Raw genomic sequence first — 13,602 nt, 5'->3', positions numbered from 1 at the left:
CACGCCCGAAGTTCGAGCGACGCCTTCTCAGCTCGGAGAATACCGAGCTCGCATAAAATGTCCGCTAAAACGACAAAAGGCGCAGCCTCACGCTGCGCCTTTGTTTTCCTTGCGTCCCGCTGGCTTATTTGGCGGCGGCGACGGCTTGTTGTGCACTTTCAACATCGTTGAACAGAAGTACCATCGTCAATGCTAGGCCCACTGCAGCGACAGTCCAGAGAGTGACGCTCCAACAAGATTTCTGCACGTTTTCGTCCATAAAAACCCTACATATTGTTGTGCGGCGCCGGGTCCCACCGACCTCAAATATGGCGCCATTGAGGCGAGGAGGTAAACGATCCATTACCATTTCGCAAGCGCAAAAAAAGAGCAGCTGATCCCGCATTTTTGCATTCCTCGTTTCGCATCAGAAAATTCAGCCACTTAGTCCTCTCGGTGCTGCCTGTTAGGGACCAGGAAAAAGTCTGGTAAGACAGACCATGGCCGGATTCGGCCACCGGAGAATCAAAAGGGATCAGGATGCACGCGCTCTCGAATATGGACCTGGCAGCAGCCGCCTGGTTTCTGTTTGCCTGGCTCGGTTTCAATTTGCTGATCGATGTCAGTCCGCTGCGTAAAAAGACATTGTCCAGCGCTATGGAAACCTACAGACGCGGCTGGATGCGTGCCATGAGCCTGCGGGAAGTCCGCATCATGGACACGTCTATCATGTCCGGTCTGCAACAAGGCACTGCGTTCTTCGCGTCAACGTCCCTACTGGCGATCGGCGGCGGCTTTGCGCTGCTGGATGCAACGGAACGCATCGTTCAGGTCGCCGGTGACCTGTCCATCCCGGTGGCCGACAGCCGCGCGCTCTGGGAAATCAAGGTGCTCGCCCTGATGCTGATCTTTGCCTATGGATTTTTCAAATTCGGCTGGGCATACCGGCTCTTCAATTATGCCAGCATCGTCATGGGCGCAGTCCCGCAACAAGGTCAGGCACCTGACGAAGTGATCGCGAAAATGGCTGCGCAGGCGGGGGAGCTGGGCGTTCTCGCAGGCCGCCATTTCAATCGCGGCCAGCGAGCGCTGTTCTTTTCGATCGGCTTCCTTGGGTGGTTCGCCGGGCCTTATGTATTTGCCGCAACCACCCTCGCCGTTCTCCTGGTCCTGCTACGTCGTCAGTTCGTTTCCAAGGCCAGAGCCGCCGTGCTCTTGGGGCAATATCCGAACTTGGGATCCGCGGACAAATCCGGCGAATACACCGATACGGGTTCATCAAACCCCTTCACCTGATAGCGGCCAAAAAGGCCCGACCGGCACCCCATGATATCGGCCAGGGCATCCGAGACCAGAAGCTGGCGCTGCAGATCCTTTGCTAGCTCTGCAATACGGGCCGCAAGATTGACCACTGGGCCGACGACCGTGAAGTCCAGCCGCGTTTCACTGCCGACATTGCCGTAGAAGACATCGCCCGCGTGAAGGGCAATTCCAACGCTCAGGTCAGGTGTGACCGAACAGGTTCGGGCCGTGTTGATCGCCTCGATCCGCGTCAGCGTTTCACGTGCTGCCATCAGCGCACGCACCGAGGCGTCCCTGGCTTCCTCTTCGGTTTCATACGGAAAGATCGCCATCACTTCATCGCCAATGAACTTCAGCACCTCGCCACCGTGGGCTTCGACAGCTGCTGTCATCGCTCCGAAATACTTGTTCAGAAACAATACGATCTTGTCCGCCGGAAGTGTGTTGGAAAGACGCGTGAACCCACGGATGTCGGCGAAGCTGACAACCGCCTTGATCCACTCGCCTTCTCCACGCCGCGTGGTGCCGTCCAGAACCTTCGATCCTGCCCGCGGGCCGACATAGGTGTCCAGAACGGTTTCTGCGGTGCGACGCAGTGTTTTTAATTCACACACGAGGGCAAGCGGCTGGATCAGCGATTCAAAAACGCCGATATGCGACCCTGAAAACCCGCCAGGTGTCTTGGTGGCGAAACTCGCAACCTTCACCGAGCCGTCGGAGAACCGCATGGGCAAAGCGATATAGTCGGTATAGCCTTCCTGGCGCAGCTCTGCGGTAATCGGAAATTCGTCGGCGACAGCCGGCTTCTTGCCGATTTCCACTCGAACGGCCTTCTGCGTTTCATGCACACGCTTGATCGGACTTTTCTGGTACTCGTCCTGCGATTTGTTCTCCGCAGTGTGAAGACGCAATTCCGGTGCCTGGCCGTTGACCCAGATCGAGCTTTCCGCGCGCACGTTCGGATGCACCACCCAGATCCCTGTGGTGACACGATCGACCGGAACTTTTCCGGCGCGCAGACGTTTCGCCATCTCAGTGACGATTTCCAGCGTCCCCTTCAATTGGGGCGCATCGCTGTAGAGCCATTGTACGACGTCTGCCGCAACGATCGGCGCTTCGAGGACCATCAGCCCACGTCCTTTCAAATCCCTGATTGAGCCCAGTATATGGGAACACGCTCCGCACAGTAAAAGAGGTTCGATTTCAAAAGTCGCTGACAGTCGAAAGGGTTTTGCAAATTCATGGACCAGGGAAGAATTCCGTGCTCCTGCCAAGCATCCAGTAGACAGCCAGACCAACCCATTCCCGGTAGGCGATATCAAAGCGCCGCAGGCCTTTTGAAGCACCGTCGAAGCCGAGCGACTTGTCCTGCGGTCCACGCGTACGATAGTCGACCGGATATGCCGTCACCCCGGTCCAACCGGCCTTTTCAAACACTCCCATGGCGCGCGGCATGTGATAGGCCGAAGTGACAAGAAGCCACTGCTGTCCGGGCTGTGGTTGCACAATATCCTTTGCGTAGACTGCGTTTTGCCAGGTGTTCTGGGACTTGTCTTCCAGAATGACGCGATCGGCAGAGATGCCGAAATCTCGAAACAGTCGCGCAGCCCCTTCGGCTTCTGTTGCCTGGTCCGACACGATCATGCCCTGCCCACCGGTGTGGATGATCTTCGCCTCCGGCAGCGCTTTGGCCAGCCGCGCAGTGATGGTGATGCGCTCGGCGGACATTGTCAGGGCGGTGTCGCCCCGCACGCCGGTCACCACCGTGTCCACGGCACCACCCAGAACGATGATCCCGTCATAATTCTCCAAAGTGCCGGGACGCTGAAAACGGTCCTCGAGGGGCACAATCAACCAGTTGGCTGCCGGTGAGAAAGCGCAAACCACCAATCCAAGAAAACCGGCAAAAGTCAGAAACCGTCCACTGCGCCGCCACTTTGACGTAAGGCTGAGCACCAATCCCAAAGCCATCAGAACAACGAGAAAATTGGATGGCAGGATCAGAAATCCGCCGATCTTGGATAGGTAAACATACATCTGAAAAATCCGAATCGTTGCGGGCCCGATGCGTGACAAAGATACGGTGAAACCGACAATATTGAGACTTGAAGCTGAAGTGAGCACACATCCTGACAGCTTTGAGCCAAAATGGTTTTCACGGTCTTGGTCCGGATTTTCCAGTCGTTCTCCCGATCGACAATTTCGACAATATTCGAGAAACAGACGTCCGCCCACGCATTGTCACAAATCTCCAGGTTGCATCATTATTGTCTCTTTATTTCAACGATTTAATTGATTCGAAAGAAAATTCACCCAACGTTAGATTGCAACCCTAGGAGGATCGATCATGAGCCTGCCGATTGAAGTGGACCAGCAGCAGCCGGAAATCACCAAGGCTCAGATCCCTCTGGAGACAACCGACTTCTTCAATCAGATCATTCGAGAGCTTAGCGGAGCACTGCAGGAAATTGTCGGAGTGAACGAGGCGGAGGGGTTCATCGCACTGGTAGCCAACCGCATCGGTGAAAAGATCAATTCCGATTACAAGTCTGCCCTGCATCTTGAACAGATCCCTAGGCCTTTGCTCGCAGACGTCCTGGCTGACCTGAAACGACGGATCGGCGGCCAGTTCAGTGTCGAATATGAAGACGACAAGGTCTTGATCCTCAAGAACGCCCGCTGCCCGTTCGGAGATCGCGTCAAGGACCGCCCGTCCCTCTGCATGATGACGACAAACGTCTTCGGAAGAATTGCTGCAGATTGCCATGGCTACGCCAGGGTCCAGATCGACAGGTCAATTGCCCGCGGTGATACTGACTGTCGTGTTGTCGTCCATCTGGCTCCGACCGTAGAGAACGACGTCAACGGCAAAGAATTCTACAGGGTTCGATAGCCGTGCCCAGGTCCACTGCCATCATATCGGCCCTTGTGCAGACCATGCCCCAGCCTATTCTGCTGCTGGACGATTATGGCCGTGTGGTTCTCGCAAATAAGGCAGCCAAATCTCTTGCCGGAATTGGCGTGGGTGAACAACTTTCGGACAAGGTCAGGGATACAGCGCAGGTGGATGACTACCTGTCGATGTGCAGGTCTTCAACCACTCCCGTTCCGGTGCGCCTGAAACTTCTGTCCGGATATGAAAGCGTTGCCTTTGGCCACAGATTGTCTGTGCCGGGCACCGGAATTGATGGAGCCGTTCTTGTCCGCTTCGACGAGAACATGAACCTTTCCAGCAAGTTTGCCGCGCTCAATGCCGATATTTCGTCGCTCAACAACAAGATCTTGCATTTCGGCCAGGAGCGGACCGAACTTGAAAACCTGGCACTCACGGATCCGCTTACCGGTATCGCCAACCGCCGCGGGTTCGACCAGGAACTGGACAAGGAATACAACCGATCTGCTCGCTATGACCACGACTTCTGCATCTCCCTGATCGACCTGGACCATTTCAAGTCGATCAACGATGCCCATGGCCACCAGCTTGGAGATGAAATCCTCGTTCATTTTGCGCAAAGGTGTCTGGAACATCTTCGCCAGACGGATGTCGTTTGCCGTGTGGGTGGTGAAGAATTCGCGCTGATCCTGCCGGAAACAAATCTGGAGCAAGCAACGATTGTCGTCAGCCGCATGCTTGATCTGTTGAACGCGACACCAATGTTCGCGCGCGGCAAGAGATACGCCTATACCGCAAGCGCGGGCCTGGCGGAAAAAAGGTCAGAAGACACCCCTTCCTCGCTTTATGAACGGGCTGACAGAAATCTTTATTTGGCAAAGGAAACCGGCAGAGCCCGCCTCATCGCCGGGGAGGCCGTCCCCACGGCAGCGGCCATCGAGACCGGAAAATCCGGCGAATGCCGGAAGTCAGGGCTCATCGATTCGCAGCATTTCTGAAATTGATCCGAACTTTGGTTATTGCTGACAGGCTTCGATTTGGTCAGGCTTTTCGCCGATCCGACCACCGCGCGCATTCCTTAGTTGCCTCACTATTTTTAACAATGTGGACGCCGATGCCTCCGCGGGGCCTGACTGACCGCTGATTACGGGTCCTGTAACGCGCCTGTCACATTTTACCGACATCTTCCTGCTCAAACCGTTGAAAACGGCGACTTTGGGGCTGTTTTCACCGCACCAATTCGCCATTAGCGGGCACTGGTGATTTTGACAAAGGGTTTATCCGTGATCGGAGTCACAGGGCTGGCACGCTTTCTGAGTCATCTTGGCGACATCGAAATGAAGGATCAATGAGGGTTAGCCAGATGACACTCTATATGAAACTAGGCGGTCGCACGGCGATCATGCGGGCAATGCCTCGCCTCAAAGCGAGACTGGAACAGGACCCGTGTTTCGACGTGACCAGCTTTCTGCCGGAATTCGAACACTCGGACGATCTGACCGAGTTCCTGATCTTCCTTGCCGGTGGAGCGCCATTTTACGACGGCAAGCCCGTCTGTGAACTGCTGGCGCCGATCTGCACCTGCAACAACATCTACGAACGCTTCGTGGATCACCTTGTCGCAGTCATCTTCGACGGCGCCCCTGCCCCCGGAGACGAAGAGCACCTGCGTGAGCTCATGTCCCGACTTCGGCCGCATGTGCTCAACCCCAAGCCGGTTGCACCGGTAATGGTCTATTCCGTCGAACCCGAACCGATCTGCCTCTGATCGGTTCGGATAGAAAAAACGCCGGCATTTGCCGGCGTTTCTACGTTTGCAGTCAGGTCAGTCGGGATCAACCCAGTTCGTCCACGCTCGTGACGATCTTGCCGACCAGACCGTAGTCGATACCCTCTTCCGGGCTCATCCAGTAGTCGCGATCGGTGTCTTTTTCGATCCGTTCGATCGGCTGGCCTGTCGCCGCCGCGAAGATCTTGTTCAGTCGATCGCGCATCTTGATGATTTCCTTGGCCTGGATCTCGATATCCGTAGCCATGCCGCCGGCACCACCGGACGGTTGATGAAGCAGGAAGCGAGTGTTCGGCGTGCAGAAACGCTTGTCCTTGGGAACCGACACGTAGATCAGCGCACCGGCGCTGGCCACCCAGCCCATGCCGAGGATACGGACCTCGGGTGCAATGAACTTGATGGTGTCGTGAATCATGTCACCGGATTCGACATGACCGCCCGGAGACGAAACAATGACCGTGATCGGGTCGTTGGAAACCTGCGCCAGCGCCAGAAGCCGGGCGCACACGTCGCGGGCCATGTCCTGTGTCACCGGACCGGTGATCAGAACTGTGCGCGCTTCGAACAGATGCTTGTCGACCTGGATCGACGGCTGGCTCTTGGGCTTATCCTCGTCTTCATCGTCGAGGCGTGCAGGCACCGTGGTCGAATAGTTTTTCATGCGCAGGATTAAGCTCCCTTTGCTGTTGGGCCGGCCTGGCCGGCATTTTCGATGGGCTGACGGAATGTTTCGCCGCCCCGCGTTGGTCCATGTGTAAGCGAAGTCAGTTGCACTCGCAAATCATCAGACCCTGATTAGCGTGAAAAGAGTTATCAGATCGGCAACAGGTGACATTGCCCTCTCTCAATCACCCGGTCCTGTCGTCTCGCCGAAGCGCTTTTCCTGTCGCCCGACAAGCAGATACCAAACCAGCATGGCTGCGAAAGGCAGGGACGGCCAGACGAACCACAATGTGGACAAGCCAGAAGTCAGCAGGTTGATCACGAAAAACAGGCCGATCATGAAAACGCAGCTTCGCACCCGCTTTGGCTGAGCTCTCAACCAACGGCGCGCCTGTTCAAACCCGGAGGCAACCGCCTGGGTGTCTCGTTCCCATTCCGGTCTTGGAATTTCGGTCTGGCGTCGCTCTGCAGTTCCGTTCGTCTCCTGCCCGGAACGTTTTTCCTCCGGCGCATTGCGACCGCCAATACGCACGCAATAGGTTTCAACGGGATCGGTAACGTTCTTGACGTGCTGAGGGCCTAGCGGCTCAAAGCCCAGCGCCATCTTGGTCTTGACCTGGTCATAGACCGATTGGGAGAGCATGATTCCACCCCTCGGCGCGATTTCCTGCAAACGGGCAGCAACATTCACACCGTCGCCGTAGATATCCTCGCCCTCGACCATGATGTCGCCGAGATTGATACCGATGCGAAACTCCATCCTGTTCAGGTCCGGAAGGTCCGCATTGCGAACGGAAAGCTCGTTCTGAATGTCGACGGCGCATTGAACGGCCTCCATCACCGAGGCGAACTCGATGATGACAGCATCACCCCATGTGTTGACGATACGTCCATTGTGACGCTCAGTCAGCGCAGACATCACCAACCGATAGGCCTTGAGCCGGTCCAGCGTTCCGTCTTCATCCCGCTCCATGAGCTTGGAATATTGCGCAACGTCTGCGCACATAACTGCCGCCAGACGCCGCTTGACCCGTTGCATGCTCTTACCCCGCTTGCTCCCGCTTAGGAATGGGAAGGCAAACCGGAAATTGCAAGGGAAAATCCACCGAATTCGCCACCCAGCCCGAAGTTCGGCCAACCCGGAAAAGCACTGTCAGATGTCTCCGGCGAGTTTGCGCAGTGCTGCCAGGGCATCATCGGCGCGCTCTTCAGGCACAAAAACGTGATCGTGAAAATAGGCTGCGACCACATTTGCCGAAATCCCCTCAGCGGCCAATGCAGCCGAGATCGACGCCGTCAGACCTACGGCTTCAAGTGAGGAATGCACCGTCAGGGTTATCCGGCGAAACCATTCGGCCTCGGCCAAACCCAGTTCGCGCGCACGCTCCACCGGCAGGATGGCTGTCAGGCCTTCCGTTTCCGCGAAAAGCCCGATCGGGTCGTATTCCACCAGGTCCGTCATGGATTTCGAAGCGAAGGTGCAGAACACATAAGGCTCCGGATCCAGCATCGGACGCATCTGGGAGATCAATGTGGCAAGTTCGGTTTCACCGGTCATTCGGATAATCCATTCAAAGAAGTTTGCGCATCAGCGGCCGCCGCGGGCTTCTGCGTGCGATTTCGACAAACCCGGCTCTACGGAAGACGTCTGCTATACCCACGAAGCCTTCTCCCCATTGAAGGGGCTTTTCCGATTCCATTGGACAGGCATCCAGTTGCTGCGCTCCTTGCGCTTTGGCGTGGTCGATGCCTGCATTGAGCAACACGGACATCAACCCGGTTTTGCGATGTCCGTTTCTGATAAAGAAACAGGTGACGGCATATGTGGCCGCCAGCGCTTGTTCGCTGTCATCCGGCAGCGGCTGGGTGGTTTTTCCAAGCTGAAAACGCAGATACTGCATGCGCGGACCGAGTGCGATCCATCCCACGGTGAGATCGCCGCGATAGGCCAGAAGCCCTGGCACCGGACCCGCGTCCACTTTCTGCTGGAATGCATCGCGCCGTTCATCACGGGTCATCGCTTTCCAGTCTCTGCCCCGCAAAAACGGCCACATGCACCAGCAACCGCCAGACGCCCCCCTCTCCGGTCCGAACAGATCCACCAGATCTGCCCAGCGCTCCGGGGTTGCAATCTGAATGTGGACGGGATCGTTATGTGTCATATCCACTCCTCCGGATTGCAAAGTTGCACGGAAAGAACGGGGACGGCAATCCCGGTGAAAGTGTCTGTTCCACAAAAGCAAAACGCCGCTCAACAGGCGGCGTTTCGGATTCTCATTCTTCGCTCAAGCCTTGTTGGGCAATCAAGACAACGAGCTGCGTGAATGCTCCAATTCAGGCAGCGGCTTCCAACCCGGCAATGTCGATCTTTCTCATCTTCATCAGGGCAGCACTGACACGGCCGGCACGCTCCGGATTGCCTGCATGCATCAGCCGAGGCAACGCCTTCGGCACGATCTGCCAATGAACACCGTAGCGGTCTTTCAACCAGCCGCACTGCCCTTCTTCCCCGCCATCGGCAAGAAGCGCCTGCCAAAGCCGGTCCGTTTCTGCCTGATCTTCCGTCAGTATGGAAATCGAGGTCAGATAACTCGGCTGCATATCCGGGTTGCCGTTCAGTATCATGAAAGGTGAGCCCACCAGGGTGAACTCGGCAACAAGCACAGGTCCATTCGGATCCGGCCGGAAGACCGAGCCCATCACGCTATCCGGCAACAGGGACGTGTAGTATTTGGCCGCTTCCTCGCCCTTTTCACTGAAGAACAGGCAAGTGCGTACCTTGGCGGAAAACGCAGGAGTTGTTTGCAAGCCCTCAATGGCAATCGACCTAGCAAGCTCATCAAGCTGAGTGGAAGCGGCCTTCCAGCCTTCCTCAAAACCCATTTCCAGGTGCTTGTTCCTATCTGCTTCCGAAGTGTGGCGAGCCCCCCATGTGAAGCGCGTACCAACACCCGGTACATCTGCCAGCTCCACATACCCGGTCATGAACGCGTTTTCTCGCGGCACATATCCTTCCGAATAGGCATCCGTGAACGTTAGCTTCTCACCGTCGACAACTTCCAGAAACATTCCGACGTTCTCGAACAGCTCCCCATCCGGACCGGCCATCACTGTATTGAAACGCCCTCCCGGACGGACGTCCATATCGGCCTTCGGTACGAACCAGGGCTTCGGGCAAAACCACTGCTTCAAAAATTCAGGATTGGTCCAGCATTGCCAGACGGCCTCACGCGGCGCGGCAATGACGCGGCTGAGTTCCAGTGTCAGACCTTCCTTGCGAATTTCGACTTCACTCATAGCGCTCTCCCGTTTCTAGACCGGCCGAACAACAGTTCGACGTAACGTTTCAGATGATCGATGCTGTCAGTTGCTATCGACGGCGCATTGCCTGCCTTTGCCAGCACGAATGCCCCCTGGATCACGACCTGTGTGTGAAGTGCCAGGCTTTCCGCACCACCTGGAATTTCAACGCCCCGGGCTTCAGCTGCTTCTGCGATATCGGAAACCAGCGTTGCGGCGTGCCCCGTTATGCTGCGGTTGCAGGCATCGCGGATGGAGGGGTTCGTGTCATAGACTTCCTGGACCATGGTCCCGACCAGACAGGTGAATTCAGTCACGTCGCCCTGCACCAGCGCCTTGCGGAAATCGAGATAGCCGAGCACCCGGTCCAGCGGATCTTCGGGCTCGTGATACGCCGCCTTCTCGAACAGAGCCCCGGTCGTTTCAGACCAATAGTCAGCAGCGGCTACTGCCAGATCATCCTTCGAACGAAAGTGGTGGAAGAAGGCCCCCTTGGTCACGCCCGCCTCCCGGCACAGATCATCGACGGTGGTGGCCGTGTAGCCCTTCATGCGGATCACACGCAGTGCCGAATCCAGCAGCTTGATCCGCGCGTCCGGCCGTTTGGTCTTTTGAGGTTTCTCTGTCATAAACCACTCATACCAACCAGTTGGTATGTTGTCAATCGACTTGCTCTACGACCGTGCTGCAACTCCCTGTCACCGGCTAGCAAGGATGCGCCAAACGCGTTTGAGCGAGCGAGCGGGGTTTCTGAAATTGAGGCATTGAAAAACGAAAGGGTTCCCTGCCAACACCTGAATTGAGCGGACGAAGAACGCTTGGTGATCGCAACACACCGGGATTTAAGCCCAGGCCATGCCTTACCAGGGGATCGGCCTGCCGTTTTGATCGAAAAATCCACCGGTGTCGGCAGGCTTAAGACTGGTCAGCACATCGACAAGACGCTCTGCTGCAACAGCCGGTTCCTGCACGTCGAGCCCGGTTTTCGCAAAGTTCTCGGTCAAGGGTGTTTTCACCGTGCCGGGATGAAGCGCAACACAGACAGCAGAGGGATTTTTGCGTGCCAGCTCGATAGACGCCGTACGGACCAGTTGATTGAGCCCAGCCTTCGCGGCCCGGTAAGCAAACCATCCGCCAAGACCGTTGTCGCCGATCGAACCGACCCGGGCCGAAAGCGTCGCAAAGACACTTCTTCCCTCTTTCGGGAGCAGCGGCAAAAAGTGTTTCATCAGCAGTGCCGGTCCAATGGCGTTGATCGCATATGAACGGGCAAGGATTTCAGGATCGAGTTCGCGCAGGCTCTTTTCCGGACGGGCACTGCCCAAGGTGAGAGCTCCGGTGGCATCGAACAGCAATCGAACATCCCCCTCTTCCTCCCTTATCCAGTCGGCACAGGCCTGGATCATGCGTTCGTCGAGCAGGTCGAGAGGTGGTGACGACGTTCGATGAAGGGCGATAACCTTGTCGTAGCCGCTGCCCGCTTCAAGGTGGTCTCTCATGGCTGAGCCAATTCCGCCGCTGGCCCCAAAGATTACCGCAATTGACGTCATTCACTGCCTCACTTTTGTCGTGACAGCGATACGCAGAAAAAGCCGGATCGGTTCGCTAGCAGGATTGGTCTCAGGTGCTGCCGACCGTCGCTTCCCAGGGCCCATCAACAAATTCGGCTTCGTCATCCCCTGGCCAGGGAGGCATGGAGATACAGATGAACTGCAGAACGCTTTCACCGGTGTTGCGGTACTGAAAAGCAGTTCCAGCCGGGATATCGATGGAGACACCGGCTTCCAGGTCGACAACGCCCTGGCTGGAATCGTTGGACCTCCAGATCTGTCCATGGCCGGAAAGCACATGCCAGAACTCATGCACGGTCCTGTGCCGTGTTGCGCGGTTGGTCTGGCCGACAGGAACAGTCGAATGGATCATGTTTCCTGTCGGCCCATCCATGATGAAACGGATATCGGCCCCCGCCGGAGATTGCGCGTCGGGCTTTTCGGGAAGCCGGGTCTGTTTCATGCCATTCTCCGAGTTCGGTGATCAGGCCGTCTTGTTAAAGATCTCACGACCGATCAGCATTCGCCGAATTTCGGAAGTTCCCGCACCAATCTCGTACAGCTTGGCGTCACGCAGCAAACGCCCGGTCGGATAGTCGTTGATGTAGCCATTGCCACCAAGCAGCTGGATTGCATCAAGTGCCAGTTTGGTTGCGTTTTCGGCAGCGTAGAGGATTGCACCAGCGGCGTCTTCGCGCGTGGTCTCGCCCCGGTCGCACGCCTTGGCAACCGCATAGACATAGGACTTGGTGGCGTTCATGGTCACATACATGTCGGCAACCTTGCCCTGAACAAGCTGGAACGTGCCGATCGGCTGGCCGAACTGCTCGCGCTCGTGGACATAGGGAATGACCACGTCCATGGCTGCCTGCATGATGCCGACGGCCCCTGCAGCCAGAACGGCGCGCTCGTAGTCCAGACCCGACATCAACACGTTGACGCCCTTGCCAACCTGGCCGAGGACGTTTTCTTCCGGTACTTCGCAATCCTGGAACACCAGTTCACCGGTTTCGGACCCGCGCATGCCGAGCTTGTCGAGTTTCTGCGCGACGGAAAAACCTGCGAAGCTCTTCTCGACCAGAAATGCGGTAATGCCCTTCGGCCCGGCTTCCGGATCGGTCTTGGCATAGATGATCATCGTATCGGCGGAAGGACCGTTGGTGATCCACATCTTGGAGCCGTTGAGGACGTACCGATCGCCCTTCTTTTCCGCCTTCAGTTTCATGGAAACGACGTCTGAGCCAGCGCCCGGCTCCGACATGGCCAGCGCACCCAGATGTTCACCGGTCACAAGCTTGTTCAGATAGCGCTTCTTCTGGTCGTCACTTCCCCAGCGGCGAAGCTGGTTGACACACAGGTTTGAATGGGCGCCATAGCTGAGGCCGATGGAGGCGGACGCCCGGCTGACCTCTTCCATGGCAATGCAGTGCTCCAGGTAGCCCAGACCCGAACCGCCCCATTCTTCCTCCACTGTGATCCCGTGAAGGCCAAGGTCTCCCATTTCCGGCCAGAGCTCCCGCGGGAACCAGTCCTCGCGGTCGATCTTTTCTGCCAGTGGCGCAATCCGGTCCTGACTGTAGGACCGAACGGTGTCGCGCAGCATGTCGGCGGTTTCGCCGAGATCGAAATTGAAACCCGGAAAATCGTTACGGATCATCTTGATTACCTCCCAGAGTTCTTAAGGCCTGTCGTATCGGACAAAATCGCTCAAAACGCCGATCCGGTCGTAAAGCTGCCGGGCGCGCGTATTGTGATCATGTGTGTGCCAGTAGACTTTGCCGCTGGCAGACGGTTCTTCGGTCGCGGCCCTGTAGACCGCCTCGATCAGCTTGCGGCCGGCTCCGCCACCACGAAGCTTCTCGCTGACATACAGATCTTCCAGATAGCAGGTGGACGAACTGGCCCAGGTGCTATCGTGAAAAAGGTAATGGACCAGTCCAACCAGCTCATTCTCCTGAACTGCCACGAACGCGCGGTGGCCTGCATCGGAATGCAGTCGCTCAAAGAGGGTTTCCGTCACTGCCGGCGCCAGATCCTGCTCGTAGAATGCAAGATAGGCCTTCCAGAGTTCGAGCCAGCCCGGCTTGTCGGATCGTTCCAGCGGCCTGATGGTGATATCGGTCATT

Annotated in this window: 16 protein-coding genes; 4 read left to right on the top strand and 12 right to left on the bottom strand. The window is 56.8% G+C overall.

Translation table 11 applies throughout. The annotated features are described in order from the left end of the window. Positions 1-519 precede the first annotated feature (519 nt). Complete coding sequence (locus HEP89_RS20455) at positions 520-1,275, top strand: DUF599 family protein (protein WP_075282964.1); 756 nt, start codon at positions 520-522, stop codon at positions 1,273-1,275. On the opposite strand, the gene HEP89_RS20450 is transcribed toward HEP89_RS20455, so the two are convergent. Together HEP89_RS20450 and HEP89_RS20445 are read right to left on the bottom strand one after the other, a co-directional pair. Further along, positions 1,161-2,408, bottom strand: coding sequence for an adenylate/guanylate cyclase domain-containing protein (locus tag HEP89_RS20450; protein ID WP_062488605.1), 1,248 nt, complete (start codon positions 2,406-2,408; stop codon positions 1,161-1,163). The two genes, HEP89_RS20455 and HEP89_RS20450, sit on opposite strands and share 115 nt — an antisense overlap. A gap of 112 nt (positions 2,409-2,520) precedes the next feature. After that, a complete protein-coding gene (locus HEP89_RS20445) occupies positions 2,521-3,318 on the bottom strand; it encodes a YdcF family protein (protein WP_062488604.1) in 798 nt (265 codons plus the stop codon). Positions 3,319-3,628: 310 nt separating this feature from the next. Here HEP89_RS20445 and HEP89_RS20440 point away from each other — a divergent pair, with 310 nt between their 5' ends. The 3 genes from HEP89_RS20440 (at position 3,629) to HEP89_RS20430 (ending at position 5,942) form a co-directional block, all read left to right on the top strand. Beyond that, complete coding sequence (locus HEP89_RS20440; protein ID WP_062488603.1) at positions 3,629-4,174, top strand: methanogen output domain 1-containing protein; 546 nt, start codon at positions 3,629-3,631, stop codon at positions 4,172-4,174. Between the two features lie 2 nt (positions 4,175-4,176). Beyond that, on the top strand, positions 4,177-5,172 hold the full coding sequence (locus HEP89_RS20435) for a sensor domain-containing diguanylate cyclase (RefSeq protein WP_353622314.1): 996 nt from the start codon (positions 4,177-4,179) through the stop codon (positions 5,170-5,172). A gap of 365 nt (positions 5,173-5,537) precedes the next feature. Further along, positions 5,538-5,942: a Clp protease ClpP gene (locus HEP89_RS20430; protein WP_062491596.1), complete on the top strand. Its 405-nt coding sequence runs from the start codon at positions 5,538-5,540 to the stop codon at positions 5,940-5,942. Positions 5,943-6,009: 67 nt separating this feature from the next. Here HEP89_RS20430 and HEP89_RS20425 read toward each other — a convergent pair whose 3' ends face one another. The 10 genes from HEP89_RS20425 to HEP89_RS20380 all read right to left on the bottom strand — a co-directional run bounded on the left by HEP89_RS20425 (position 6,010) and on the right by HEP89_RS20380 (position 13,601). Beyond that, on the bottom strand, positions 6,010-6,624 hold the full coding sequence (locus tag HEP89_RS20425; protein WP_022998310.1) for an ATP-dependent Clp protease proteolytic subunit: 615 nt from the start codon (positions 6,622-6,624) through the stop codon (positions 6,010-6,012). A gap of 183 nt (positions 6,625-6,807) precedes the next feature. After that, positions 6,808-7,665: an adenylate/guanylate cyclase domain-containing protein gene (locus HEP89_RS20420; protein ID WP_075282967.1), complete on the bottom strand. Its 858-nt coding sequence runs from the start codon at positions 7,663-7,665 to the stop codon at positions 6,808-6,810. A 114-nt stretch (positions 7,666-7,779) separates the two neighbouring features. Then, positions 7,780-8,184, bottom strand: coding sequence for an ACT domain-containing protein (locus HEP89_RS20415; RefSeq protein ID WP_168692931.1), 405 nt, complete (start codon positions 8,182-8,184; stop codon positions 7,780-7,782). A 13-nt stretch (positions 8,185-8,197) separates the two neighbouring features. Beyond that, positions 8,198-8,788, bottom strand: a complete 591-nt coding sequence (locus tag HEP89_RS20410) for a GNAT family N-acetyltransferase (RefSeq protein WP_168692930.1) — start codon at positions 8,786-8,788, stop codon at positions 8,198-8,200. Positions 8,789-8,960: 172 nt separating this feature from the next. Next, complete coding sequence (locus HEP89_RS29920; protein WP_286201063.1) at positions 8,961-9,923, bottom strand: VOC family protein; 963 nt, start codon at positions 9,921-9,923, stop codon at positions 8,961-8,963. Continuing rightward, the gene (locus HEP89_RS20400; protein ID WP_168692929.1) at positions 9,920-10,555 is read right to left on the bottom strand and encodes a TetR/AcrR family transcriptional regulator; all 636 of its coding nucleotides are present in this window, start codon (positions 10,553-10,555) and stop codon (positions 9,920-9,922) included. Before HEP89_RS20400 ends, HEP89_RS29920 begins: the two co-directional genes overlap by 4 nt. 231 nt (positions 10,556-10,786) lie before the next feature. After that, positions 10,787-11,476, bottom strand: a complete 690-nt coding sequence (locus HEP89_RS20395; RefSeq protein WP_168692928.1) for an SDR family oxidoreductase — start codon at positions 11,474-11,476, stop codon at positions 10,787-10,789. 70 nt (positions 11,477-11,546) lie between these two features. Continuing rightward, positions 11,547-11,939: a cupin domain-containing protein gene (locus HEP89_RS20390; protein WP_168692927.1), complete on the bottom strand. Its 393-nt coding sequence runs from the start codon at positions 11,937-11,939 to the stop codon at positions 11,547-11,549. A gap of 21 nt (positions 11,940-11,960) precedes the next feature. Next, positions 11,961-13,133, bottom strand: coding sequence for an isovaleryl-CoA dehydrogenase (locus HEP89_RS20385; RefSeq protein ID WP_168692926.1), 1,173 nt, complete (start codon positions 13,131-13,133; stop codon positions 11,961-11,963). Positions 13,134-13,154: 21 nt separating this feature from the next. Continuing rightward, on the bottom strand, positions 13,155-13,601 hold the full coding sequence (locus HEP89_RS20380; RefSeq protein ID WP_077292711.1) for a GNAT family N-acetyltransferase: 447 nt from the start codon (positions 13,599-13,601) through the stop codon (positions 13,155-13,157). Position 13,602 lies beyond the last annotated feature (1 nt).

The organism is Labrenzia sp. 5N, from assembly GCF_012395805.1.
Taxonomy (GTDB): domain Bacteria; phylum Pseudomonadota; class Alphaproteobacteria; order Rhizobiales; family Stappiaceae; genus Roseibium; species Roseibium algicola.
This window is presented reverse-complemented; position numbering and strand designations above follow the sequence as displayed.